At 72.7% G+C, this 23,242-nt stretch carries 22 protein-coding genes and 1 pseudogene; 10 read left to right on the top strand and 13 right to left on the bottom strand.

What is annotated here, in order from left to right:
- The first annotated feature begins 113 nt into the window (after positions 1-113).
- Both ACFQUV_RS00005 and ACFQUV_RS00010 read left to right on the top strand, forming a co-directional pair.
- Positions 114-1,301 (top strand): hypothetical protein, encoded by a 1,188-nt coding sequence (locus ACFQUV_RS00005; RefSeq protein WP_207211528.1) that lies wholly within the window; start codon positions 114-116, stop codon positions 1,299-1,301.
- A 4-nt stretch (positions 1,302-1,305) separates the two neighbouring features.
- Positions 1,306-1,581, top strand: coding sequence for a hemolysin XhlA family protein (locus ACFQUV_RS00010; RefSeq protein ID WP_129610091.1), 276 nt, complete (start codon positions 1,306-1,308; stop codon positions 1,579-1,581).
- A gap of 90 nt (positions 1,582-1,671) precedes the next feature.
- On the opposite strand, the gene ACFQUV_RS00015 is transcribed toward ACFQUV_RS00010, so the two are convergent.
- The 3 genes from ACFQUV_RS00015 to ACFQUV_RS00025 form a co-directional block, all read right to left on the bottom strand.
- Positions 1,672-2,895 (bottom strand): DNA-packaging protein, encoded by a 1,224-nt coding sequence (locus ACFQUV_RS00015; protein ID WP_378393902.1) that lies wholly within the window; start codon positions 2,893-2,895, stop codon positions 1,672-1,674.
- Positions 2,855-3,538, bottom strand: a complete 684-nt coding sequence (locus ACFQUV_RS00020; protein WP_129607516.1) for a hypothetical protein — start codon at positions 3,536-3,538, stop codon at positions 2,855-2,857. The genes ACFQUV_RS00015 and ACFQUV_RS00020 overlap by 41 nt, the downstream gene beginning before the upstream one ends.
- 297 nt (positions 3,539-3,835) lie before the next feature.
- On the bottom strand, positions 3,836-4,072 hold the full coding sequence (locus ACFQUV_RS00025) for a hypothetical protein (protein WP_129607518.1): 237 nt from the start codon (positions 4,070-4,072) through the stop codon (positions 3,836-3,838).
- A 499-nt stretch (positions 4,073-4,571) separates the two neighbouring features.
- On the opposite strand from ACFQUV_RS00025, the gene ACFQUV_RS00030 reads away from it, so the two are divergent.
- The 3 genes from ACFQUV_RS00030 to ACFQUV_RS00040 all read left to right on the top strand — a co-directional run bounded on the left by ACFQUV_RS00030 (position 4,572) and on the right by ACFQUV_RS00040 (position 7,436).
- A complete protein-coding gene (locus ACFQUV_RS00030; RefSeq protein WP_129607520.1) occupies positions 4,572-6,395 on the top strand; it encodes a DUF6600 domain-containing protein in 1,824 nt (607 codons plus the stop codon).
- 73 nt (positions 6,396-6,468) lie between these two features.
- Positions 6,469-6,798 (top strand): hypothetical protein, encoded by a 330-nt coding sequence (locus ACFQUV_RS00035; RefSeq protein WP_378393905.1) that lies wholly within the window; start codon positions 6,469-6,471, stop codon positions 6,796-6,798.
- 59 nt (positions 6,799-6,857) lie between these two features.
- Positions 6,858-7,436, top strand: coding sequence for a hypothetical protein (locus ACFQUV_RS00040; RefSeq protein ID WP_129607524.1), 579 nt, complete (start codon positions 6,858-6,860; stop codon positions 7,434-7,436).
- A 93-nt stretch (positions 7,437-7,529) separates the two neighbouring features.
- Here ACFQUV_RS00040 and ACFQUV_RS00045 read toward each other — a convergent pair whose 3' ends face one another.
- Positions 7,530-8,786, bottom strand: a complete 1,257-nt coding sequence (locus tag ACFQUV_RS00045; protein ID WP_129607526.1) for a phage major capsid protein — start codon at positions 8,784-8,786, stop codon at positions 7,530-7,532.
- A 103-nt stretch (positions 8,787-8,889) separates the two neighbouring features.
- Positions 8,890-9,354: pseudogene (locus tag ACFQUV_RS00050) on the bottom strand (HK97 family phage prohead protease); the annotation flags it as partial.
- A 180-nt stretch (positions 9,355-9,534) separates the two neighbouring features.
- On the opposite strand from ACFQUV_RS00050, the gene ACFQUV_RS00055 reads away from it, so the two are divergent.
- On the top strand, positions 9,535-10,146 hold the full coding sequence (locus ACFQUV_RS00055; protein WP_129607529.1) for a carbonic anhydrase: 612 nt from the start codon (positions 9,535-9,537) through the stop codon (positions 10,144-10,146).
- 48 nt (positions 10,147-10,194) lie between these two features.
- Here the strand turns inward: ACFQUV_RS00055 and ACFQUV_RS00060 are convergent, their stop codons facing one another.
- The 7 genes from ACFQUV_RS00060 to pap form a co-directional block, all read right to left on the bottom strand.
- Positions 10,195-10,368 carry a hypothetical protein gene (locus tag ACFQUV_RS00060; RefSeq protein WP_165363751.1) on the bottom strand — a complete coding sequence of 58 codons (174 nt, stop codon included), beginning with the start codon at positions 10,366-10,368 and terminating at the stop codon, positions 10,195-10,197.
- Positions 10,368-10,556: a hypothetical protein gene (locus ACFQUV_RS00065; RefSeq protein ID WP_111388234.1), complete on the bottom strand. Its 189-nt coding sequence runs from the start codon at positions 10,554-10,556 to the stop codon at positions 10,368-10,370. Before ACFQUV_RS00065 ends, ACFQUV_RS00060 begins: the two co-directional genes overlap by 1 nt.
- A 28-nt stretch (positions 10,557-10,584) precedes the next feature.
- Positions 10,585-11,808, bottom strand: coding sequence for a phage portal protein (locus tag ACFQUV_RS00070; RefSeq protein ID WP_129607531.1), 1,224 nt, complete (start codon positions 11,806-11,808; stop codon positions 10,585-10,587).
- Between the two features lie 79 nt (positions 11,809-11,887).
- Complete coding sequence (locus tag ACFQUV_RS00075) at positions 11,888-12,043, bottom strand: hypothetical protein (protein WP_165363752.1); 156 nt, start codon at positions 12,041-12,043, stop codon at positions 11,888-11,890.
- A gap of 803 nt (positions 12,044-12,846) precedes the next feature.
- Complete coding sequence (locus ACFQUV_RS00080; protein WP_129607223.1) at positions 12,847-13,329, bottom strand: YcgN family cysteine cluster protein; 483 nt, start codon at positions 13,327-13,329, stop codon at positions 12,847-12,849.
- Positions 13,330-13,468: 139 nt separating this feature from the next.
- A complete protein-coding gene (locus ACFQUV_RS00085) occupies positions 13,469-14,506 on the bottom strand; it encodes a patatin-like phospholipase family protein (RefSeq protein WP_129607222.1) in 1,038 nt (345 codons plus the stop codon).
- Positions 14,507-14,564: 58 nt separating this feature from the next.
- Complete coding sequence (gene pap, locus ACFQUV_RS00090) at positions 14,565-16,082, bottom strand: polyphosphate:AMP phosphotransferase (protein ID WP_129607221.1); 1,518 nt, start codon at positions 16,080-16,082, stop codon at positions 14,565-14,567.
- A 270-nt stretch (positions 16,083-16,352) separates the two neighbouring features.
- Here pap and ACFQUV_RS00095 point away from each other — a divergent pair, with 270 nt between their 5' ends.
- Both ACFQUV_RS00095 and ACFQUV_RS00100 read left to right on the top strand, forming a co-directional pair.
- On the top strand, positions 16,353-17,108 hold the full coding sequence (locus ACFQUV_RS00095) for a hypothetical protein (protein WP_244601412.1): 756 nt from the start codon (positions 16,353-16,355) through the stop codon (positions 17,106-17,108).
- A 51-nt stretch (positions 17,109-17,159) separates the two neighbouring features.
- Positions 17,160-19,316, top strand: a complete 2,157-nt coding sequence (locus ACFQUV_RS00100) for an adenylate/guanylate cyclase domain-containing protein (protein ID WP_129607220.1) — start codon at positions 17,160-17,162, stop codon at positions 19,314-19,316.
- Positions 19,317-19,737: 421 nt separating this feature from the next.
- Here the strand turns inward: ACFQUV_RS00100 and ACFQUV_RS00105 are convergent, their stop codons facing one another.
- Complete coding sequence (locus tag ACFQUV_RS00105) at positions 19,738-20,100, bottom strand: endonuclease domain-containing protein (RefSeq protein WP_129607219.1); 363 nt, start codon at positions 20,098-20,100, stop codon at positions 19,738-19,740.
- Positions 20,101-20,527: 427 nt separating this feature from the next.
- On the opposite strand from ACFQUV_RS00105, the gene ACFQUV_RS00110 reads away from it, so the two are divergent.
- Together ACFQUV_RS00110 and ilvD are read left to right on the top strand one after the other, a co-directional pair.
- Positions 20,528-21,205 carry an isoprenylcysteine carboxylmethyltransferase family protein gene (locus ACFQUV_RS00110; protein ID WP_129607218.1) on the top strand — a complete coding sequence of 226 codons (678 nt, stop codon included), beginning with the start codon at positions 20,528-20,530 and terminating at the stop codon, positions 21,203-21,205.
- A gap of 139 nt (positions 21,206-21,344) precedes the next feature.
- Positions 21,345-23,198 (top strand): dihydroxy-acid dehydratase, encoded by a 1,854-nt coding sequence (gene ilvD, locus ACFQUV_RS00115; RefSeq protein WP_129607217.1) that lies wholly within the window; start codon positions 21,345-21,347, stop codon positions 23,196-23,198.
- Positions 23,199-23,242: the final 44 nt, after the last annotated feature.

Raw genomic sequence — 23,242 nt, forward strand, 5'->3', positions numbered from 1 at the left:
ACGGCCCGCGACGAGCGCATCGAGGCGCTGGAGCAGGCGTTCCGCGAGCTGGCCGACCTGCTCGACAAGCGCACCGCGCCGGCGCCCGACCCGGCCAAGGGCGGGATCGGCTGATGACATGGCGCCTGGCCGCGTCGCTCGACACGCTGCGCCGGCAGATCGACGCGGCCCGGCCGGCGCGCCGCCGCGATTGGGACGGCACGATCGGTGACGCCGCACACGCCGCGCGCACGAGCGACCACAACCCGAACAGCGCGGGCGTCGTGACGGCGATCGACATCACCCATGACCCGGCCGGCGGCGTCGACACCGCAGCGCTCGCCGAGCACCTGCGCGGCTCGCGCGACCCGCGGATCAAGTACGTGATCAGCAACGGCCGGATCGTCTCGTCGACCATCTCGCCGTGGACGTGGCGGCCCTACACGGGGGCGAGCCGGCACGACAAGCACGTCCACATCTCTGTAATGCCGGATGCGTCGGCCTACGACGACGCCCGCCCATGGGACCTGCCGTTCGGCGGTGCGCGCCCCGCGGCGACCGCCCCGCCGGCGACGGCACCGCCGCCCGGCCGGCAGCGCGACATCACCGCCACGGTGTTCGGCGGGCCGGGCGACGAACAGGCGAGCGCCTACGGCGGCCGGGTCGATCCCGACCGGCCCGGCGTCGCCCTGCCCTTCCGGTTCCCCGGCGCGCGGCCGAAGGTCCGCGTCACCCGGGGCGTCCGGTCCGTGGTCTGCGACGTGGTCGACGTCGGCCCCTGGTATCCGAGCTGGCGGGGCGCGGCCGATCCCTACTGGACCGCCGGCGCCCGGCCGCGCGCCGAGGGGGACGGCCGCACCAACCGGGCCGGGATCGATCTCACCCCGGCCGCCGCCGCGGCGATCGGCCTGCCGGGCAAGGGCCTGGTCGATTGGGAGTTCGTCACCCCGCTGGGCTCGGCGCCGCCGAACCTCCCCACCACCGCCGGCGCTGGCGCCGTCGTCATCGGCTCGGCGCTCGCCGGCCTCCCCCTCCCCGTCGTGGCAGGCGCGGCCGCGGCCGCCCTGGTGCTGCTCGTGCAGCGCGCGCGACATTCCTCTGGAGACCGTTCCCCCATGCTCAAGTCCATTCTCGCCGCCATCACCGGCAACAAGGCCACCACCACGGCCGGCACCAGCGCGATCCTGCTGGCGCTCGCCCACATCCTCACCTCGGTCGCGACCGGCGACATGCAGGTCGGCGCGCTGCTCAACGACCTCGGCATCATCGCGGCCGGCGTGATCGGTCTCCTCTCCGGCGACGGCGGCAAGAAGGCCGCCTGATCCCATGGCCCGCATCACCATCGCCGATCTCGCGACCACCCTGGCGCGGATCGAGGAGCGGCAGGAGGCGGACGCGGCACGGATCGAGCGCCTCGACCAGCGGCTCGAAGCGGCGCTGACGGCCCACGACCTCGTCCCGCTCGACACCCGGGCGGCCGCCCTGGCACAGCGCGTGACGGCGCTGGAGTCGGCGCAGCGGTGGGTGGTGCGGTCCGTCGTCGGCGCCCTGGTCACCGGACTCGGCGGGCTGCTCACCGCCGCCGGGGGGCGGCTGGGATAGCGCCCCGGCCAACTCGTCCCCCACCGCCACCGCCACCATCGCCATCGCCGCCCTCGGGATGCACCGGGGGCGGCTTTGTCGCGTCAACGGTCATGTTGTAAAACGCTGTAAAACAGTCGGGGAAATAGCACTAATTTCTAATGCGAGGCCGAAATCGCACATCTCGTCTTCGAGCGCCGGGAAGGCGCCGACATGCTTCACCCGGCCCTGCTCGTAGAGGGCCGCCACCGGCTCGGCCCGCAGCCATTTTCCCCGGGTGGCGTGAACGGCCGTCACCGGCACCGTCGGATCGACCTCGCGCAGCACCGTCTTCACCATCTCGCCGCCCATATTGATCTCCGCCACGACGGCATCGCCGTCGAGGCGGCGCAGCAGCGCGACGGCGCGCGCCGCCCACGCGGCCGGGGTCAGCCCCGCCGCCGTCGCGTCGTCCAGCACATGGACGATGCCGCTCGCGTCGCGGCCGGCCGCCACGATCCCGCACGCATCGGCACCGCGGCGCGACGAGCCCGGCGGATCGAGCCCGACCACGATGCGGCCGAGCGGCGGCGCCGCCCGCGCGCGGCAGCGCTCCAGCAGATCACGCGACCACAGCGCGTCGGGTCGATCCTCGATCAGCTCGCCGTCGAGCTCCTGGCGGCCGAGCCGGGTGCCGGCGTAGCGCGCCACGACGGTGTCGAGAAAGGCTGGCGACAGGTTGGCGCGGTTGGCCGCCGTGCCGGCCCGCGTCACCCGCGTGTGCGGATCGGCGATCAGCCGGCGGATCAGCGGGATCGGCCGCGGCGTCGTGGTCACCATCTGGCGCGGCCGCGGCCCTAGCCGCAGTCCGAACTGGAGCATGTCGAACGCCTGCTCGGCGTAGCGCCACTTGGCCAGCTCGTCGCACCAGGCGGCATCGAACTGCGGCCCGCGCAGGGAATCCGGATCGTCGGCCGAGAACACCTGGGCGACAGCCCCGTTCGGCCACTGCAAGCGCCGCCGGCTGGGCACCCACAGAGGGCGCTCGTGCGGCGGGGCGACGCGCAGCAGGCCGGACGGCCCCTCCACCATCACGTCGCGGGCGTCGCGCTCGCTCTCGCCGATCAGCGCCAGCGCTCCGCAGCGATGCGCCGCATAGGGCGCGGTGCCGTGCACCAGCGCCCGCACCCATTCGGCGCCGAGCCGGGTCTTGCCGGCACCGCGGCCGCCCAGCACCAGCCAGGTGGTCCACGGGCCGCCATCATTGCCGGCCTCGGCGTGCTCCTGGTGCGGGTGAGCGAACAGGGCGAAATCGTCAGCCAGCCGCCGCAGCGCCGTCGGCGGCAGCGCCGTCATCGCTGCCGTCGTCAGATCGGCTCCGCACAAGCTCCTCAATGCGGCGCGCAAGCACGCGACGGAACTCGTCGATGTCTCGGGGCAGGTCGTCATCGGGATCGCTCGCGGCAGCGGGGTCGCGCAGGCGCCGCACCTTGGCGAGCGTGTCGGTGAGCCGCTCCAGGCTGCGGACGGTGCGCTCGGTGTCGGCAGCGGCGGCGGGTTTTCGCGAGGTGGCCCGCCGCGCCCGCTCGATGGCGGCGATCTCGCGCGCCACCGCCCGCTCCAGCCGCTCGGCCAGCGGACGCGCCGCCCGGCGGGCGGCCGGGCGCCGGGGCGCGCGGGGTGGCGGCGGATCGGCGGAGGCCACGGCCGCATCGGTCGCCGCGACCTCCGGCGCAGCCCCGGCATCCGGCGGCGCAGCATTCGACAGCGCCCCGGTGGACGAGCGAGCGGGCTTGCGGACGGCAGTCCGCGGCGGGCGCACCCAGCCGTTGCGCCGGGCGAGCCCGGCGACGGCGTCGCGCGACAGACCGAAGGCCGCCGCCAGCGCCGCGACGGTCTCCTCGGCCGCCTCGTAGCGGCGGCGCAGCACATCACGGTCCGCCGGCGCGAGGGGGCGGCGGCGCCGCCCGCGGCGACGCGGTCGGGTTCGGTCCGGCATGACGGCTCCGCTCTGGACGTCGTTGCGTGACCGCATTTTCGACGCGCGAACCGGAGTCCACGTCGCCGGAAAATGCTCCAAACGAGCAAACGATGTCGATGATGGACGATGACGATCGATGATGATCGACGAGGAGCGGTGGCGACGAGCATCGCGTCCGGCGCCGCATGGGCGGTGCGCCGGCTCCAGTCGAACCAGCCGGCAGGGCGCATGGCCCATCCCCGGCGGCAACACGGCACGATCAGGCGGCGGTCGTGCGGACCCGGCCGCACCGGCCGGGTCGCGACCGCGCCGCCGTCACGGTTTCAGCGTGGTGACTTCCTTGCAGTTGATGCTGCCGAACGGGCTGCGGACACACTCGCGGGTCGACACATAGGTGGGGCGCGGCGCCTCGGCGGCCGTGCCGGCGCCGGTCGCCTTCGCCACGGCGGCCTGGCGGACGACCGGGGTCGACTGCGGCTTGGCCGGGAAGGGCAGCTTGCCGAGAACGAAGAGCATCACGACGACGACCAGCAAAGCAAACAATGCGCGCATGGGACTCTCCAAAAGGGGCGTCCGGCTCAATCAGGATAGCGACAGGTCGCGGCCGGCCGCCTTGAAAAAAAAGTTCGAGCAACTCCGGATTCGGCGTAGCCGGGTGATCCGCCGTGGTCAAGAGCGGCGCGTGCCGGTCGACGCGGCAACCTGGAACTTCGGGCAGGCGCTCCGGTTGAGCCAACGCCGCCGAGGGCGGTGATCCTATGCTGGAGGCGAGCATGAACAGCGTGATCTACCTGGTCGGTCTGGTGGTGGTGGTCCTGGCGATCCTGTCGTTCTTCGGCCTGCGCTGAGGCCGCGCGCGCCGCCCCCAGCGGCCTGCGCCCCGGGCCTCCGGCCGGTCACGGAACCTACCCCGATCCGCCACGTTGGCCCGGCGGAGCACCGGCGTCCCCACCCGGAGCCGGTCACCGTCGCCTGCACCAAAAGGTCGCGTGCCCAAACACCCAACCGGAACGGCCGCCCGCGCGGCACATCACATCGAAGGAGTGTCGTCATGCGTTCGTCCCCCTCCCCGCGCGCCGGCCGGGCGTGCTCCGCCGGCGTCCGCCTGCTCGGCTCGACCGCCCTGGCGGCCGTCCTCACGGTCGCGGCCCCGCTCGTCGCGCTTCCGGTGATCGGGAGCGGGATGGCCACCGCGCAGGAGCGCGTGGAGGTCTCGGCGGAGTTCCGCGGCGCCCTCGATCCGCACGGCAAGTGGCATCGGCATCAGCGCTGGGGCGAGGTCTGGGTGCCCGCCAAGGCCGGGCGTGACTGGCGCCCCTACCGCAACGGCCGCTGGGTCTATTCGGACGATTACGGCTGGTACTGGAACGCCGCCGACGAGGAGGCCGCCTGGGGCCTGGTGGTCTATCACTATGGCCGTTGGGTGCAGGACACCGAGATCGGCTGGGCGTGGGTGCCGGGCCGCGAATGGGGGCCGGCCTGGGTCGACTGGCGGCGCGGCGAGCGCGCGGTCGGCTGGGCGCCGCTGCCGCCCGACGAGATCGTCGTCGAGGTGCGCGACCGCCCCGACTACTGGGTGTTCGTGCGGCCGCGCGATCTGGTCGCCGAGCGGGTCACCAGCGTGATCCTGCCGCCGCGCGAGCGCGACGTGTTCATCCGCGAGACCGTGGTGGTGAACCGCACCGTGCTGGTGGACGACCGCGGGCCGCGCTTCGCGGTCAATCCGGGCATCCCGCCGGCCTACATCGCGGCCGCCTATGGCCGGCCGATCCGCACCTGGTCGGTGCAGCCGCGGGTGCTGGCCGGCTTCGGCATGGTGCCGGGCGCCGTGGAGGTGCGGGTCGACGATCTGCGCGACCGGCGCAGCCGGGTGATCCGCGACACCAGCTATATCCGCGAGAGCCGCACCACGATCGAGCCGGCACGCACCGTGCCGCGGCCCGAGCCGCTGGCCGCCGGCGATCGTGGCCGCCTCGGCGACACCCCGCCGCGGGCGGCGGCGCGGGACGGCGGACGCGATGGCGCTCGCGATGCAGCTCCGGGCGCGACGGGTCGGCAGCCGGCCGACACGCGACCGGGCGAGACCCGTCCGGGCGATGCGGCGCCGGGCACCGCGACCGCGCCGGCTGAGCGTCGCCCCGGCGAGCGCGGCCCGACGGCGGGCGAGCGGGCCCCGGGCGATCGGCCGGACCAGCGGCGCGACGATGCCGCCGAGCGCCGTGATCAGCGCCAGCAGGAGCGGCCGGACGATGCCGCCGCCCGTCGTGATCAGCCCCAGCAGGAGCGCCGGGACGGTGCCGCCGAGCGCCGCGATCAGCGCCAGCAGGAGCGCCGGGACGGTGCCGCCGAGCGCCGCGATCAGCGCCAGCAGGATCGCCGTGACGGTGCCGCCGAGCGCCGCGATCAGCGGCAGCAGGAGCGCCGGGACGACGCCGCGGAGCGTCGTGAGCAGCGCCAGCCGGAGCGCAGCGACCGGCAGGGCGCGGAGCGGTCCGGCGGCGAGCGAGGCGGCGCCGAGCGCGGCGGGCCGACGGCGGACCGCGCCCCCGGCGTGCGCGTTCCCGGCAGCGAGCGGGGCGGCCCCGAGCGGGGCCCGAGCGAGCGGGGAAGTCCCGAGCGGGGCGCGAGCGAGCGCGGTGGTCGCGAGCCTGCGGGCGCGAGCGCCGGGCGCGGCGGCAGTGACGGTTCGTCCGCCGGTCGCGGCGGTGCTCCCGGCGGCGGGGCTGCCGAGCGCGGCGGTGGCCGCGGCGGCGCCACCACCGGGGCTTCGCCGGGCGGGGCCGGAGGAGCCGGCGGTCCGGGCGGCGGCCCTGGCGGTGCCGGTGGTGGTGGTGCCGGCGGCGGTGGCGCCGGCGGTCCGGGCGGCCGCAACTGACGTTGTTCCCCGGAGATCTCGGGCCGGCGCCACGGCGCCGGCTCGCTGCGCGTCTCGAGACGAAGGCCGAAGCATGCCGGGCAAGCGCGTCCAGATCGACGACGAGACGTGGCAAGCCCTGGTGCTGCTCGGCCGCGACAGCATGAAGGACTTTCAGGAGCTGGCCGACGAGGCGTTCGCGGATCTCCTGAAGAAGCATCACCGGCCGGTCGGTCTGCGGAATGAGCTGCGGCAGAGCCTGCGCCGCGCGGCCGCCAACGACGGTGCCCCGCGCCGCGACGACGCCCGGCGCGATGCGGCGGCGTCCGCGGGCTCCACCGCCCCGCCAGCCACTCCCAAGCGCCGGCCCGCCAAGCGGCCGCCGGCGCGGCGCCTGCGACCCGCTGCCGCCCATCGGAACTGACGAAGGCCACGGCCGGTTGGAGCCGCGACCCCTTCGGCCCGGACGTAGAGGAGACTGTCATGCAGGCCATTCTGCTCGCCGCCGTGCTCGGCGTGCTGGTGCTGGTCCTCTCGGGCCGGCTCAGCCCGTTCGACGACAACGACACGAACACCCGGCCGACGGTCGCCTCGGCGCCGAGCCAGACGGCTCCGGCCGCGCCTCAGCCGACGCAAGCTCAGCCGACGCAAGCTCAATCGACACAAGGCCAGCAGGCGCAGCAGCCTGCGCCGGCGCAGCCCGCCCAGCCTCCCGTCCAGCAGCAGCAGGCGACGCAGCAGCAGCAGACACCCACGCCGCCCCAGCAGCAGGCGGCCGCGCCGGCCCCAGCTCCCGCGTCCCCGGCGCCCGGGGCTCCGGCTCCCGCGACCGGCCCGGTGCAGGACAGCGCCGTCGCCGCCCCGAAGGCCGCCCAGACGCCCGGCCCCAATCCGGTGCCGCCGCAGGGTGGCATCGCGGCCCAGGCCGATGCCGCCGCCAAAGGCGCCACCGTGCCGGAGCGCGAGGTGATGCCGGGACGCACCGCCTACAACACCGAGCGCGTCTGCGCCCGCAGCTTCTGGGGTTCGCTGAGCTGCACCGAGACCTACGTGCAGCAGTGACGGCCGCCCGAACCGGGCTGACTTTCCGAGCCGGAGCGGCGGCGCCGGTGCCGCCGCTCTCCTTCTCGCTTGCCTCGCACCGCCCACGGCGAATCAGCTCGCGGCGAACTTCAGCAGCTTGATGGCGTCGAAGTCCTGCACGCCGCCGCCCACCCGCTTGGTGGTGTAGAACAGCACGTAGGGCTTGGCGGTGTAGGGATCGCGCAGCACCCGCACGCCGGCGCGATCGACCACCAGATAGCCGCGGCGGAAGTCGCCGAAGGCCACCGACAGCGCGTTCGCCGCGATGTCCGGCATGGCGTCGTCGCACACCACCGGGTAGCCGAGGAGCGTCGGCGGCGCGCCGGCGGCGACGCCCGGGCTCCACAGATACTGGCCGTTCTGATCCTTGAACTTGCGGATCACGCTCTCGGTCTTGCGGTTCATCATGAAGGTGGCGTTGCGGCGATAGCCGACCCGCAGCGCATAGCCGAGATCGATCAGCACGTCGGCCGGATTGCTGGCCGGGAACGCCCCGGCCGTCCCGGTGGCCACATAGCCGATATTGCCCCAGCTCCACGAGCCATTGGCCACCGCCGTGGAGGCGAGAAAGCCCTTCGGCTTGTTGATGCCGTCGCCGCTCACGAAGGCGACGCCCTCCTGCTCGGCGAAGACCTGGTCGACCTCGGCGGCGAGCCACTGGTCGACATCCACCATGGCGTCGTCGAGCAGCGTCGCGGTCGCCGCCGGCATGGCGTAGAGCTCCATGGTCGGGAAGCTCAGCTCGGCGAGCACCGGGCTGTTGGTCTGCGGTCGCGCCGCCGTCTCGCCGATCCAGCCGACCGCCGGTCCGGAGGTCATGAACGGCTTCTTGTAGACGCTGGCGCTGACGGTGCGGACGGTGGCGAGCGCACGGATCGGCGACACGTCGACGAGACGACGGCCGATGTCGCGCTCGACCTCGGCCGGCACCAGATAGCCGCCGTCCGGCGCCGAACCGACCGACAGCGCCTTGCGCTCGATGGCGAGCAGGCCACTGGCGTCGCCGCGCCGGACATAGGCGTCGAACGCCGCCTTGTGCTCGCGCCCGGCCGGATCGGCCGGCGGGTCGCCGCCGAGCGCCGGCCGCGCGCCGCGCAGCGCGATCTCGTCGAGCCGCCGCTGCTGATCGCCGAGCGCCGCATCGATGCGGGCGAGCCGGTCGTCGGTGATGGGATCGGCAGCCCCGCGCCGCTCGATCTGGTCGAGCCGGGCGTCGTTGACCTGCCTGTAGGTCTCGAAGATCCGCATCAGCTCGTCGAGGCCGGCGCGGGCCTCCGGCCCGGCCTTGGTCTCCGGCGCGGCGCGCCCACGGTCGAGATCGATGTCCATGGTGTCTCCTTGCTGGTGAGGATGGATGCACGGCGTCGCGGCGCCGTGGCGGCCGCGCACGGCGTGGATGTGATCAGGACGCTCGGTGAGAGCCGCGCACGACCGGCGCCGGCGGCACGGCGCGCACCCGCGCGCCGGCGAGCAGCGGAAAGGTGACGATGGAGATCTCCCACAGGTCGACGGCGTCGAGCTTGCGGATGCGGGTGCGCGGATCGATCCGGCCTCTCACGGTGCGAAACCCGATCGACAGCCCGTCGACGGCGCCGGCCCTGACCAGCGCCAGCACCTCGCGGGCCCGCGCCACGTCGGGGATCAGCCGCCCGCGTGCCTTGAGGCCACGAAAGTCCTCGACCAGCTCCAGCCAGATGCCGATCGGCTCGGCCGGATCGTGCTGGAACAGCATCGGGATGCGGCGCAGGCCGCGGGTGCGCAGCGTCTGCGCGAAGGCGCCCGGCATCACCATGTCGCGTGCCTGGTCGACCTCGCCGAACAGCGACGCATAGCCTTCGACGACGCCGTCGGCGTCGATGGTGGTAGCGGCACGGGGCGAGAGCGCGGGCGCGAGCATGGCGGCTCCGTCGGAACCTGTGTGAGGGCGGACGAACGTGGGACGAAAGTCGGATCGCGAAACGGCCGTCGATCGGCGGACGGGCCTTTCGGGGGACGCGCGGAGGCGCTACAACGCCCCGTGGGCGAGGCGTCTCGAACGACGAACCACCCCGCCCTGCCCCGCGCCGGGAGCCGCGTCATGCTGAGACATCTGAAGGCCAACAACCGTGCCTGGGCGCAGCGCATGGTCGAGCAGGACCCGGACTTCTTCCGGCGGCTCGAGCGTCAGCAGGCGCCGGAGTACCTGTGGATCGGCTGCTCGGACAGCCGCGTTCCGGCCAACGAGATCGTCGATCTCGATCCCGGCGAGCTGTTCGTCCACCGCAACGTCGCCAACCTGGCGCCGCCGCAGGACGCGAACTACCTCTCGGTGCTCCAGTTCGCCGTCGACGTGCTGAAGGTGAAGCACATCATGGTGGTGGGCCATTATGGCTGCGGCGGCGTCAGGGCCGCGGTGGACGGTATCCGCCGCGGCCTCGTCGATCACTGGCTGCATCCGATCCGCGAGGTCTGGCACGACCACCACGCCGAGCTGACCGCCATCGCCGACGAGCGCACCCGCCTGGACCGGCTGTGCGAGCTGAACGTCATCCGTCAGGTGCGCAACGTCGCCTCCGACATCTTCGTCCAGGAGGCATGGGCGCGGGGCCAGCCCCTGTGGGTGCACGGCTGGGTCTACTCGCTCGCCACCGGGCTGGTGAACGACCTCGGCGTCACCGTCGGCGGCCTCGATCAGGCGCTCAGCGCCTGAGCCGGTCGCGCCGCTGCGCTACTCGGCGCGGGGTTACTTGGCGCGGCGTTACTTGACGCGGCGGCGCGGGCGCGGCCTGGCGCGGCGGGCCGGCGGCCCCTGGCGCTCGCGGCGACCCAAGCGGTCGAGATGATCGACGAACTCGCGGAACACCGCGACCGGATCGGGCCGCGACTTGGTCTCGCCGCGCAGGCTGCGCAGCACGGCATGCAGCGTATCCATCAGGATCGTCTCCGCAGGCGGTCGTTGAGGTGGGCGACGGCGTGGACGAAGCCGTCGAAGCGGCGTGCCGCCGCCGCCAGCTCGCGCAGCGCATAGGCGGCGAGCGCGCTCGACGAGGACGCCCACAGGAACAGCGCGAGATGCGCGAGGTCGCCGCGCTCGACCACGGTGGCGACCAGCTCGGTCATGGCGGGCTCCTTGGCAGCGCGGGCTGCCTCACAGGCGGTCGCCGTCGTCGACCGGACCGAAGCCGATCATGGCGCGCTTCTCGTTGACGGTCAGGAAGGGCGCCGCGGTGACGCGCTCCCACAGCGCGTCGCGGTCGGCGGCGAGCGCATCGACCCGGTCGGTGTCGACCTCCAGCCGCACGTCGTCCCCGAAGGCCGGCGCCAGCCAGTGGGCGAGCGCGCCGCAAAGGCGCGTCGCCAGCGGCAGCACGGTGTGGCGCCAGAACGCCCGGTTGGCCTCCTGGAAATTCGCATAGGTGTTGTCGCCCGGGATGCCGAGCAGCATCGGCGGCACCCCGAAGGCGAGCGCGATCTCGCGCGCCGCGCCGTTCTTCGCCTCCAGGAAGTCCATGTCCTTGGGGGTGAGCGACATCGCCTTCCAGTCGAGCCCGCCTTCCAGCAGCAGCGGCCGGCCCGCATTGGCGGCGCCCTGGTAGCTCGCCTCCAGCTCGCTCTTCAGCCGCTCGTACTGGTCCTCGGCCAGCACGGCGCCGTCGGGCGCCGCGTAGACGAGCGCGCCGGACGGCCGCGCCGCGTTGTCGAGCAGCGCCTTGTTCCAGCGCGCCGCGGCGTTGTGAATGTCGATCGCGACGGCCGCCGCCTCGATGGCGCCAAGGCCGTAGTGGTCGTCGAGCGGGTGGAACAGCGCGACATGCAGGATCGGCGGCAGCGTGCCCTGCTGAGCGTAGCGCACCGTGCGGCCAGCGACCGTGTAGTCGTAGGCGGCCGCCCAGCCGTCCGGCCCCGGCACCACCCGCATGCGGTCGGGCCGCAGCACATGCAGCTCGCGCACCCGGCCATCGAGGCCGACCGCCTCGACATAGCCATTGCCGCTGATCAGCAGATGCGCGACCAGCGCCTCCAGCAGCGCGGCACCGTCCTGGCGCGGGTTGGGGCGAGCCAGCAGATCGAGCAGCGGATGGCGGTCGAGCGGCGTGCCGCCGGCACTCGCCAGGAAGGTCAGCGCCGCGATGTTCTCGGCGACCAGCTTGACGGCCCGGTGGGCGACCGCGTTGGCGACGAAGCCCTCGCGGGCGAGCGCCGCGTAGTCGCGCGGCGTCCACCGTGCCATGCCGCCGCTGTCGAGCTGGATCAGCCGCGCCGCCCGCGACGCCTTGTGATGGATGGGAGGGGTCCCGAGTGTGGCAGAGGCAGACGTGGCGGACGGCGGAGCGCGCCGCAGCGCGCGCCAGGGGCGCGTGAGGTTCAGCATGGCGGTGGGTTCCGGTGGATGCGAAGACGTCGGGTGCGGCCCGGCGGTTCGCTCGCGGATGCCCCGCCGCGCCGTCGCCTCAGGCCGAGAAGAACAGGAACCAGACGAAGGCCATCAGGACGACGGCGGCGGCCAGGCTGGTGGCCAGCACCCAGCGGACATTGTGCCCGGTGGTGCCTTGCCGCGCCTCGGTGGCCGGCTTCTCGATCACGGTGTCGTCGTGCGGTGCTGCCATTGCGCCGTCGCTCTCCCTGTCCGGGTCCCGGCTCCGCAGCGGCACGGAGGCGGTGCACGGCTGCCGCGGCCGGGACATGCTGCCCGACCAACGCGGCACGCGCGATCGGTGTTCCGGCCGGGGAGCCGGCGCCGGTGCTCCCCCGCCCCGCTGGCGGGGAGGTGACGCCGGGTGCCATCCCGGAAGCGGGGCGGGTGCTCCCTCTCCCGCTCTGCGGGAGAGGGTGGCGAGGACCGAAGGTCCGAGCCGGGTGAGGGGGGCACGGGTGCTCCCTCTCCCCGCCTGCGGGGAGAGGGTGGCGAGGACCGAAGGCCGAGCCGGGTGAGGGGCCGCAGCGGTGGCGCTGGCCCGGTGTTTCGATGAGCGGTCAAACCCCTCACCCGGATCGCTGCGCGATCCGACCTCTCTCCGCCCGGCGGGGAGAGGTGAAGACGCATTGCCGGATCGCCCCCCGGTGCACGAGGCTCCCCTTGATCTGGCGGTGGGCACGGCGCTCACGTTCCCTCTCCCCGCCTGCGGGGAGAGGGTGGCGAGGACCGAAGGTCCGAGCCGGGTGAGGGGCCGTAGCGGTGGCGCTGGCCCGGTGTTTCGACGAGTGGCAACGCCCCCTCACCCGGATCGCTTCGCGATCCGACCTCTCCCCGCCCGGCGGGGAGAGGTGAGGCCGGGCCTCGACGCAATTTGGGAGCGTGCCCGAAAGGTACCTCGGCAGCGCGACGCTGTCAAGGATTAAAATCCGAAACGAGGATGAAAGTCACAAATGTTGGCCGACCGCCTGGCGGAGCCTTGTCGCGCCTGGCGCCCTACCCCGCCCGGTGGCGAGCGCGCGGCGGGATGCGAGTCGGCCAGGTGACGATGCGGTCCTCCAGCTCGTCGGCTCCCATCGAGTCCTCGAACAGGCCGACGCGGCCGCGCACCGAGACCCCGGCCGCATGCACGGTCTCCGGATCACCCGACACCAGCGGGTGCCACCAGTAGAGATCGCGCCCCTCCGCCACCAGCCGATAGCCACAAGTCTTCGGCAGCCATTTCAGCCGCGGCACGTTGTCGGGCGTGAGGCGATCGCAGTTGTCGACCCGGCGCTGGCGGTCGGCATAGTCGCGGCACCGGCAGGTGACGTCGTCGAGCAGCCGGCAGGCGACGTCGGTGTGGTAGATGGCGCCGGTCTCCTCGTCCTCGAGCTTGTTGAGGCAGCAGCGACCGCAGCCGTCGCAGAGGCTCTCCCACTCGGCCGCGGTCATTTCGGCGAGCGCCTTGCGCTTCCAGAACGGCACGGGATCGGACATGGGGCTCTCGGACCGGCGTGGCGGCTGGGCCGCTGGGGGTAGCAGTGCGGCGGCGCCGGGAGCGGCACGGCGGGCGGCACGGCCAGGTCCCTTGAGATGTCATGCGCGGCCGCGAAGCGCAACAGGCGCGCCGCGCGCCTCAAAGGAACTTGCCGGTGATGTCGAGGGTCGAGCGGTGGCCGATGTCGTCGAAATGGGCGGCGAGCCACGCCCGCGCGGCGGCGCGGCCCTGATCGCGCAGGCGGCAGAGGAAGTCCCAGGCCGGATGGAACAGGCTCACCGCATCGAGCTTCGCCATCACGTCGTCGTCGCCGATCCAGTGCATGAACATGCGGTGATGGCGCTCGGCGTCCAGCTCGTGGGCATCGATCAGCCGGGTCACGAAGGCGATCGCCCGCATCTCGCGCATCATCGACGAGTTGAAGGCGATCTCGGCCATGCGGTGCATCACCTCGGCGGCGGTGCGCGGCAGCTCGGGCCGCGCGATGGCGCCGACCTGCACCACGATCACGTCGCGGGTGCCGTCGCGGTAGACCACCGGAAAGATCGCCGGATTGCCGAGGAAGCCGCCGTCCCAATAGTGCTCGCCGGCGATCTCGACGGTCGGGAAGTAGGGCGGCAGGCAGGACGCCGCCAGCACCGTGTCGGCGGTGATGTCGGGGGTCGAGAACACCGCGAGCTTGCTGGTGCGCACATTGGTGGCGCCGAGATAGAGCGCGACCGGCGTCTCGCGGTTCACCCGATCGAAGTCGATGGTGTCGAGGAGCAGCTTGCGCAGCGGGTTGAGGCGGAACGGGTTGATGAGGTCGGGCGGCAGGCTGTGGGTGAGCGCATGCACGGCGGCATGCGACGGCATGTATTCGGGCGGCAGGCCGATCGCCTGGGCGAAGCGGTCGAGCGGCGCCCAGAACAGGCCGAACAGCGCCTCCATGCGCGACACCTCGTGCCAGAGTGACGCGAGCTTTTCACGCGCGCCCGCGGGGCCGCCTTCGGCGAGCCCGTCCGCGAAGGCGACGGCGTTCATGGCACCGGCGCTGGTCGCGGTGATCGCCTCGACGATTAGCCGCCCGTCCTCCAGCAGGGCGTCGAGCACGCCCCAGGTGAAGGCGCCGTGCGAGCCACCGCCCGGCAGAGCGAGCGCGACGGACTTTTTCCCGGTAGAACTCTCGGACGTCACCACGACCTCTCGACGACGACATTCTCCATGGGCGGGACGAGCGTCACCTCGTCACCCGTCACGCCTTCGCCTTGCGGCGCTTGCTGCCGCCCTGCTGCTCCAGCGCGGTCTCGATGGCGCCGCACAAGGTGCGCAGCACCTTGATGCGGGCGAACAGCTTGTTGTTGGCCTCGATCAGCGTCCACGGCGCCGCCGCCGTCGAGGTGCGGTCCACCATGTCGCACACCGCCGTCTCGTAGACACCCCACTTGTCGCGATTGCGCCAGTCCTCGTCGGTGATCTTGAAGCGCTTGAACGCCACCTTCTCGCGCAGCTTGAAGCGGCGCAGCTGCTCGGCCTTGCTGATCGCCAGCCAGAACTTCACCACCACGGTGCCGTGGCGCACCATGGCGTTCTCGAAATCGTTGATCTCGCCATAGGCGCGCATCCAGTCGGCCTCGGAGCAGAAGCCCTCCACCCGTTCCACCAGCACCCGGCCGTACCACGAGCGATCGAAGATGACGAGACCGCCGCGGCCCGGCAGGTGGCGCCAGAACCGCCACAGATAGGGCTGCGCCCGCTCCTCCTCGCTCGGTGCCGCGATCGACACGGTCTGATAGCGGCGCGCGTCGAGCGCCCCGGTGACGCGGCGGATCGCGCCGCCCTTGCCGGCGCCGTCGTTGCCCTCGAACACCGCCACCACCGACATCGACTTGAAGCGCTCGTCGCGCACCGCGACGGCGAGGCGTCCTTGCCAGGTCTCCAGCTCGCGCTCGTAGACCTCGCGGGTCATCGCCTGATCGAGTTCGAGCGCGCTGATCACCGTCACCCGGTCGCTCGGCGCCGGCAGCGGCGGCGTCCTGTCGGGCAGCCGCTTCGCCGGCTTCTGGTCGAGGCGCTCGCGCAGGGCGGCGAGCAGGTGGCGGCCGACCGTGAGGGCGCGGAAGCGCGGATCGGCGCCCGGCACCACGATCCACGGCGCCGGGCCGGTCGAGGTCTCGCGCAGAAACGGCTCGCTCACCGTGACGAAGTCGTCGTAGCGGCGGTGGAACTCCCACTCGTGCTCGGTCACCCGCCAGCGCGTCGCCGGGTTCTTCTCCAACTCGCGCAGCCGCTGCTTCTGCTGCTTCTTCGAAAGATGGAGCCAGTACTTCAGCAGCAGCACGCCCTCGTCGCACAGCATCGTCTCGAGCCGGCGGATGTCGCCGATCGCCTGGCCGAAGGCGGCGTCGTCGATCTCGCCCAGGGCGCGGCGCACCATCGGCACCGTGTGCCAGGCGCCGAAGAAGATGCCGATGTCGCCCTTGGGCGGCAGCGCCCGCCAGAACCGCCAGTGGTCCGGCCGCCCGCGCTCCTCGTCGGTCGGCTGGAAGAAGGCGCGGGTGTGGATGCGGCGCGGGTCCATCCACTCGTTCAGCAGATTGACGGTCTCGCCCTTGCCGGCCCCCTCGACCCCGGCGATCAGGATCAGCACGGCGAAGCGGCGCTGCGCCGCCAGCTCGAACTGGGCCTCGAGCAGCGCCTCGCGCAGGGCGCTCACCTCGCGCTTGTAGGCGGGCTTGGGAACGTGGTGACGGAGATTGGCGGATTCGAACATGGCGATGCACTTCGAGCGAGACCGGCAGCATCGCGGGCCGCGGCCCCGACGGGGCTGATCCAAATCAATATCCCGGGCCGGTCACCACCTAGAATGGCATGGTCCGAGACGAAAGTCGGTGCGGCTCGTGAACGCGAGCCGGGCGTGAAACGACCAACGGGTTCCAATCCGAGGCGCGACCGATATAGTCGCGACCAACAAGGTCCGGCCGATGGAGTTCGCGACCGATCCAGTGAAGCACGGGACCGGCGGCCGGGCGAGGGTCACGCCATGAAACGGTTGACGTCGACGAAATGGCTTGCCTGGCTCGCGGCCCCCTCCGCCGTCACGGCGGGTGCCGCGCTGCTTCTCGGGCTCGGCGTCGCGGCGCCGCCGCCCGCGGCCGCGCAGAGCGCCGCCGGCGTGCCGGTCGCCGGCGTCCCGGCCGCGGTGGTCGAGGACGTCAAGGGCAAGGTCTCGGGCCTCGAGTTCATGGACTATGTCGAGGCCGGGCGGGTCATCAAGCTCGGCACCAAGGACATGGTCGTGCTCGGCTATCTGAAGTCCTGCTGGCGCGAGACCATCACGGGCGGCACCGTGGTGGTGGGCGCCGAGAGCAGCCTCGTCCATCTCGGCACCATCGACCGCGTCAAGGTCGCCTGCGATCCGGCGGCGACGCTCGGCAGCCGCCAGGCGACCGAGAGCGCCGCCACCGTGTTCCGCGGCATGGCGCCCGGCCAGGCGCCGGGTGCCGAGGGGCCGCAGCCGCCGGTTCTCTACGGCCTCTCGCCGGTGTTCGAGGTGAAGGAGCCCGATACGCTCGTCATCGAGCGGACCGACAAGGTGGGCGAGCGCCGGGCCATCGCGCTGCGCGGCAAGACCCTGGTGCGCGGCCGCTTCTACGATCTCGCCAAGAGCGACACCGCGCTCGCCGCCGGCGGCACCTATGTGGCCAGCCTCGGCGGCCGCAAGGTGGCATTCCGGATCGCTCCGGACGCGCGGGCCGGCGCCACCCCGGCGATCGGCCGGCTGGTGCGGTTCGACTGACGACGTCGAAGGAGAGACGCGGGGAGGACCGCGGCGGAGCGTGCGGGTGCGATGAGGCGGTTCCGGAAACGCGACGTGCTGGCCGTCACCCTCGTCGCGATGCTGTCCGGGCTCGTCTTCGCATCACCGCTGCTCGATCCGCTCGCCGGCGTCTCGGTCGATCTCCTGACGGCGCTGCGCTTCCATCTGCTCGGGCCGCGGCACGATCCGGCGACCTCCCCCTCCGTCGTCGTGGTGATCGACGAGCAGACCTTCCAGACCCCGCCCTTCGCGGGCTCGCCGACGCTCGCCTGGACTCGGGAGATCGGCCGCGTGCTCACCGCCGTGGTCGAGGCGGACGCCCGCGTGGTCGGCTTCGACATCGTCTTCCCGGCCTCGATCGAGCAGTCGGAGATCCCGTTCGGCGACGCTCCCCTGGGCAGCCGGCTGCGTGGCTTCGACCGCGACTTCCTGCGGGCGCTGGCGGGCGCCGCCCGCGACGGCAAGCTGGTGCTCGGCGAGGTGCTGCATCACGCCAACCCGGTGCGGCCGGCGCCGGCCCAGCGGGTGGCGGTGGGACACGGGGCCAACATTCGCGCCCTCAACACCCATGCGGACCCCGACGACGTGGTGCGCCGGCTGCCGCTGTGGTTCACGGTCGGCGACCGGCCGATGCCGTCGATGGCGCTGGAGCTGGCCGCCCGCGCGGTCGGCGAGGCGCCAGTGCGCGATCCCGATGGCAGCACCCGGCTGGCCGGCTGGCGCATCCCGGCCGCGGTGCCGAACACCCAGATGCTCGCCTTCGAGGGCGGCGCCGACGACGTGCCGACCTTCTCGTTCGCGGATCTCAGAGCCTGCCTCGACAAGGGGGACACGGCGTTCTTCCGGCAGCACTTCGCCGGCAAGGTGGTGCTGTTCGGCACGCTCCTCGACATCGAGGACCGCAAGGTCACCTCGAAGCGCTTCGCCACCGGGCCGGAGGGCGCCCGGGCGCCACGCTGCGCGCTGCCGCCGCCCGGCGCCGACGCCGAGGCGCCGGTCCGGCGCTCCATCCCGGGGGTCTACATCCACGCCACCGCGGTGAACGATCTCCTGCGCCGCGACGTGCTGCGGGAGCCGGGCCGCATCGGCGCCACCGCGATCGCGGTCGGCGCCGCGTCGGTGGCGGCCGTCGCCGCCTTCCTGCTTTCGCCGCTGGTCGCGGTGCTCACCATCGTCGGGCTCGGCGTCCTCGTCACCGGCGCCGCGGCCATCGCCATGCTGTACGGCTTTGCCTGCCCGCTGGTCGGCCCCGGCCTCGCGGCGCTGGCCGCCACCGGCGGCACCGTGGGCTGGCGCCTGGTCGCTGCCGACCGCGAGGATCGCTTCCTGCGCAGAAGCTTCGCGCTCTATCTGGCGCCCCAGGTGATCGACCGTATGCTCGACGCCGACGAGCCGCCGGCGCTCGGCGGCGAGATGCGCGACGTCACCGTGTTCTTCTCCGACATCGCCGGCTTCTCGTCGATCGCCGAGACGATGACGCCGCAGGCGCTGGTCGCCTGGATGAACGCCTACCTGTCCGAGATGACCGACATCATCGAGGCGTGCGGCGGCTACGTCGACAAGTATATCGGCGACTCGATCGTCGCGGTGTTCGGCGCCCCGGCGAACGATCCCGACCACGCGCGCAGCGCCGTCACGGCGGCGCTGCGCTGCCGCGAGCGGCTCGCCGTCCTCAACGAGACCGCGGCGTTCCAGGGCCATCGGATCGCCCATCGCATCGGCCTCAACTCGGGCGAGGCGCTGGTCGGCAACATCGGCTCACGCCGGCGCTTCAACTACACGGTGATGAGCGACGCCGTGAACCTGGCGTCGCGGCTCGAAGGCGCCAACAAGTATTTCGGCACGTCCATCATGGCGTCGGAGACGACGGTAGGGCGCACCGGCGACGCCTTCGTGTGGCGCGAGCTGGACGCCATCCGGGTCAAGGGGCGCGTGCAGCCGGTGAAGATCCTGGAGCCGATCGCCGAGGCCGGCCGGGTGACGCCCGCCCAGGCGGCGTGCGCCGCCACCTATGCGGAGGGCCTCGCCCGCTTCCGCGCCCGCGACTTCGCCGCCGCCAGCGCGGCCTTCGACCGGATCGCCGCGGTCGATCCGCCGGCCGCGCTGTTCCGCGAGCGGGCGCGAGCCCTCGCGGCGCAGCCGCCCGGGCCGGACTGGGAGCCGGTGTTCACGCTGGAGGGGAAGTGAGGCGAGCGCCCGCGCTCCCTCTCGCCCCTGGCGAGACGGCAGGCGGGAGTGGAAAGACATCGGTCGGGGCACGGCGCCCGCGTTCCCTCTCCCCGCTCGCGGGGAGAGGGTGGCTCGCCTCGAAGAGGCGAGACGGGTGAGGGGCCAGCATCGGCGCAAGGGTCCGATGATCGAAGAAAGTCCCGTCGCTATGGAAGCGCCCCCTCACCCGCCGCGCTCTCGGCGCTGACGCGCCGCGCGGCGACCTCTCCCCGCAAGCGGGGAGAGGTGAATTCCTGCGCAAGTGGACCAGAGAGATCTTGGGGCGGCACAGCACCGCCTTCCCTCTCCCCGCTCGCGGGGAGAGGGTCAGGGTGAGGGGCCAGCATCGCGCCAAGGTTCCGGTGATCGAAGAAAGTCCCGGCGCTATGGAAGCGCCTCATCACGTCGTGCGCCTGCCGTCGTCGCGCAACGTGGCGACGATCCGCTCCAGCACGCCGGCGGTGTTACCGAGAACGTCGTTATTCCAGAACCGCAGCACGCGGTACTGCCGCTCGGCCAGCCAGGCGTCGCGAATGCGATCGTGCGGATCGCCGGCATGCTGGCCACCGTCCACCTCGATGATCAGCCGCTTCTCGCGGCAGACGAAGTCGACCACGTAGGGGCCGATCGGCTCTTGCCGGACGAACTTGAAGCCTTGGAGACTGCGTGCCCGCAGCTGTCGCCACAGCACCGCTTCGGCGTCAGTGCCGACGCGGCGGAGGTGACGCGCCCGCCGGGTGCTGACGAGATCGGCACCACGCATGGAACGTGTCCCCCTCACCCGGTTCGACAATGCCGAGCATTGCCGAACCGACCTCTCCCCGCAAGCGGGGAGAGGTGAACTCCCTCCCAAGCAGGAACCGGGAGATCGGGGCCCGGCACGGTGCCCGCGTTCCCTCTCCCCGCGAGCGGGGAGAGGGTCAGGGTGAGGGGCCAGCGTCGACACAAGGGCCCGGTGATCGAAGAAAGTCCCGGCGCTATGGAAGCGCCCCCTCACCCGCCGCACTCTCGGCGCTGACGCGCCGCGCGGCGACCTCTCCCCGCCAGCGGGGAGAGGTGAAGGATGCTGCGGCGCCCGCGTTCCCTCTCCCCGCCCGCGGGGAGAGGGTCAGGGTGAGGGGCGAGCGTCGACACAAGGGTCCGATGACCCCGTTCCCCCGCCGCCGGCAGCATCGTATGGTCGGCCCCGCATGACCGACCTCGCCCGCCGCACCGCCTTCGGCTTTCTCAAGCTCACCATCTTCATGGTCCTGCTGGTGATCGGACCCGCCGGCACCTGGCGGTTCTGGCCGGGCTGGCTGTTCCTCGCCGGATCGCTCACCGCCACCGCGGCGATCGCCGTGTGGATGCTGCGCCACGACCGCGCGCTCCTGGAACGCCGCCTCACCGTCGGCCCGGCGGCCGAGCGCGACCCGGTGCAGCGCCGCATCCAGACCGCCGCCGGCCTGTTCGGGGCCGCCCTGATGGGGCTGCCCGGCCTCGACCATCATTTCGGCTGGTCCACCATGCCGCCCGCACTGGTGATCGTCGGCAATCTCGGGGTGCTGGCCGGCTACTGGCTGTGTTTCCTGGTGTTCCGCGAGAACAGCTACGCGGCTGGCACGATCGCCGTGGAGGAGGGCCAGGCGGTGATCGCGACCGGCCCCTATGGGGTGGTGCGCCACCCGATGTATGCGAGCGCGGTGTCGCTGGTGCTGTTCGGGCCGCTGGCGCTCGGCTCGTGGTGGGCGTTCGTGCCGGCCGCCGCCGTGCTGGCCAGCATGGTGGCCCGGCTCCTGGTCGAGGAGCGCTATCTCGTCGCCCACCTGCCCGGCTATGCGGCCTATCGGGAGCAGGTGCGCTTCCGCCTGGTGCCGGGGATCTGGTAGACGGCCCGCCAAACCGGCAGAGGCGCCGCGACGCCGCCGCGGGTTTTCAGCCGCCCTGCGCCGCGCTAGAAGGACCTTGGTCATCCGCGGCGGCCGTCGGCCGTCTCCGGCCCCTTCCCCCTCCATCCGAGGTTTCGCAATGCCGCAGTACCGCTCACGGACCACGACGCATGGCCGCAACATGGCGGGCGCGCGCGGGCTCTGGCGGGCGACCGGCATGACGGATGCCGACTTCGGCAAGCCGATCATCGCGGTCGTCAACTCCTTCACCCAGTTCGTGCCGGGCCACGTCCACCTCAAGGACCTCGGGCAGCTCGTCGCCGCCGAGATCGCCCGCGCCGGCGGCGTCGCCAAGGAGTTCGGCACCATCGCGATCGACGACGGCATCGCCATGGGTCACGACGGCATGCTGTACAGCCTGCCGTCGCGCGAGATCATCGCCGACTCGGTCGAGTACATGGTCAACGCGCACTGCGCCGATGCCATGGTGTGCATCTCCAACTGCGACAAGATCACCCCCGGCATGCTGATGGCGGCGATGCGCCTCGACATTCCGGCGGTGTTCGTCTCCGGCGGCCCGATGGAGGCCGGCAAGGTGGTGGTCGACGGCAAGACCCGCGCGGTCGACCTGATCGACGCCATGGTGATGGCGGCCGACCCCAACCGCAGCGACGCCGAGGTCGCCGCGGTGGAGCGCTCCGCCTGCCCGACCTGCGGCTCGTGCTCCGGCATGTTCACCGCCAACTCGATGAACTGCCTGACCGAGGCGCTCGGCCTGTCGCTGCCCGGCAACGGCACGCTGGTGGCCACCCACGCCGACCGCGAGCGGCTGTTCGTCGAGGCCGGCCACCTGATCGTCGATCTCGCCCGGCGCTGGTACGAGCAGGACGACGCCACGGCACTGCCGCGGAGGATCGCGACGCGCGCCGCCTTCGCCAACGCCATGGCGCTCGACATCGCCATGGGCGGCTCGACCAACACGGTGCTGCACCTGCTCGCCGCGGCGAACGAGGGCGAGGTCGATTTCACGATGGAGGATATCGACCGGCTGTCGCGGCGGGTGCCGTGCCTGTGCAAGGTGGCCCCGTCGGTCGCCGACGTGCATGTCGAGGACGTCCACCGCGCCGGTGGCGTGATGGCGATCCTCGGCGAGCTCGACCGCGCCGGGCTGATCGACCGCGACGTGCCGACCGTGCATGCCGCGACGCTCGGCGACGCGCTCGACCGCTGGGACGTCGCCCGCAGCAACAGCGACAGCGTCCGCACCCTGTTCCGCGCCGCGCCAGGCGGCGTGCCGTCGACCCGCGCGTTCAGCCAGGACCGCCGATGGGACGACCTCGATCTCGATCGCGCCAAGGGCGTCATCCGCGACGCGCAGCATGCGTTCTCGGCCGACGGCGGCCTCGCGGTGCTGACCGGCAACATCGCCGAGGACGGCTGCATCGTGAAGACCGCGGGCGTCGACGCCTCGATCCTCACCTTCTCAGGCCCGGCGGTGGTGTTCGAGAGCCAGGACGATGCGGTGTCCGGCATCCTCACCGGCAAGGTGAAGGCCGGCGACGTGGTGGTGATCCGCTACGAGGGGCCGCGCGGCGGCCCCGGCATGCAGGAGATGCTGTATCCGACCAGCTATCTGAAGTCGAAGGGGCTGGGCAAGGCGTGCGCGCTGATCACCGACGGGCGCTTCTCGGGCGGCACCTCGGGCCTGTCGATCGGCCACGTCTCGCCGGAGGCGGCGGAGGGCGGCGCCATCGGGCTGGTGGAAGACGGCGACACGATCGCGATCGACATCCCCAACCGCACGATCCGGCTCGTGGTCTCCGACGACGAGCTGAAGCGCCGGCGCGACGCCATGGTGGCGAAGGGCGACAAGGCGTGGCAGCCCGCGAACCGCGACCGCAAGGTCTCGGCGGCGCTGCAAGCCTATGCGGCGTTCACCACCAGCGCGGCGCGCGGCGCCGTGCGCGACGTCACCCAGGTGCGGCGGTCGTAGCCGCAGCGCCGGTATCACCCACCAAGACGGCCGGGCACGCCCGG

The sequence above is a fragment of the Rhodoplanes sp. P11 genome (genome assembly GCF_964266735.1).
GTDB classification, from domain to species: domain Bacteria; phylum Pseudomonadota; class Alphaproteobacteria; order Rhizobiales; family Xanthobacteraceae; genus Rhodoplanes; species Rhodoplanes serenus.

Bases quoted from the DNA above. Each gene is read 5' to 3' on its own strand.
- ACFQUV_RS00100 (WP_129607220.1), top strand. From the start codon at position 17,160: ATGAGGCGGTTCCGGAAACGCGACGTGCTGGCCGTCACCCTCGTCGCG.
- ACFQUV_RS00065 (WP_111388234.1), bottom strand. From the start codon at position 10,556: ATGACCGAGCTGGTCGCCACCGTGGTCGAGCGCGGCGACCTCGCGCAT.
- ilvD (WP_129607217.1), top strand. From the start codon at position 21,345: ATGCCGCAGTACCGCTCACGGACCACGACGCATGGCCGCAACATGGCG.
- ACFQUV_RS00060 (WP_165363751.1), bottom strand. From the start codon at position 10,368: ATGGATACGCTGCATGCCGTGCTGCGCAGCCTGCGCGGCGAGACCAAG.
- ACFQUV_RS00075 (WP_165363752.1), bottom strand. From the start codon at position 12,043: ATGGCAGCACCGCACGACGACACCGTGATCGAGAAGCCGGCCACCGAG.
- ACFQUV_RS00035 (WP_378393905.1), top strand. From the start codon at position 6,469: ATGCCGGGCAAGCGCGTCCAGATCGACGACGAGACGTGGCAAGCCCTG.
- ACFQUV_RS00015 (WP_378393902.1), bottom strand. From the start codon at position 2,895: ATGACGGCGCTGCCGCCGACGGCGCTGCGGCGGCTGGCTGACGATTTC.
- ACFQUV_RS00045 (WP_129607526.1), bottom strand. From the start codon at position 8,786: ATGGACATCGATCTCGACCGTGGGCGCGCCGCGCCGGAGACCAAGGCC.
- ACFQUV_RS00070 (WP_129607531.1), bottom strand. From the start codon at position 11,808: ATGCTGAACCTCACGCGCCCCTGGCGCGCGCTGCGGCGCGCTCCGCCG.
- ACFQUV_RS00040 (WP_129607524.1), top strand. From the start codon at position 6,858: ATGCAGGCCATTCTGCTCGCCGCCGTGCTCGGCGTGCTGGTGCTGGTC.
- ACFQUV_RS00095 (WP_244601412.1), top strand. From the start codon at position 16,353: ATGAAACGGTTGACGTCGACGAAATGGCTTGCCTGGCTCGCGGCCCCC.
- ACFQUV_RS00025 (WP_129607518.1), bottom strand. From the start codon at position 4,072: ATGCGCGCATTGTTTGCTTTGCTGGTCGTCGTCGTGATGCTCTTCGTT.
- ACFQUV_RS00030 (WP_129607520.1), top strand. From the start codon at position 4,572: ATGCGTTCGTCCCCCTCCCCGCGCGCCGGCCGGGCGTGCTCCGCCGGC.
- ACFQUV_RS00080 (WP_129607223.1), bottom strand. From the start codon at position 13,329: ATGTCCGATCCCGTGCCGTTCTGGAAGCGCAAGGCGCTCGCCGAAATG.
- ACFQUV_RS00055 (WP_129607529.1), top strand. From the start codon at position 9,535: ATGCTGAGACATCTGAAGGCCAACAACCGTGCCTGGGCGCAGCGCATG.
- ACFQUV_RS00105 (WP_129607219.1), bottom strand. From the start codon at position 20,100: ATGCGTGGTGCCGATCTCGTCAGCACCCGGCGGGCGCGTCACCTCCGC.
- pap (WP_129607221.1), bottom strand. From the start codon at position 16,082: ATGTTCGAATCCGCCAATCTCCGTCACCACGTTCCCAAGCCCGCCTAC.
- ACFQUV_RS00110 (WP_129607218.1), top strand. From the start codon at position 20,528: ATGACCGACCTCGCCCGCCGCACCGCCTTCGGCTTTCTCAAGCTCACC.
- ACFQUV_RS00005 (WP_207211528.1), top strand. From the start codon at position 114: ATGACATGGCGCCTGGCCGCGTCGCTCGACACGCTGCGCCGGCAGATC.
- ACFQUV_RS00020 (WP_129607516.1), bottom strand. From the start codon at position 3,538: ATGCCGGACCGAACCCGACCGCGTCGCCGCGGGCGGCGCCGCCGCCCC.
- ACFQUV_RS00010 (WP_129610091.1), top strand. From the start codon at position 1,306: ATGGCCCGCATCACCATCGCCGATCTCGCGACCACCCTGGCGCGGATC.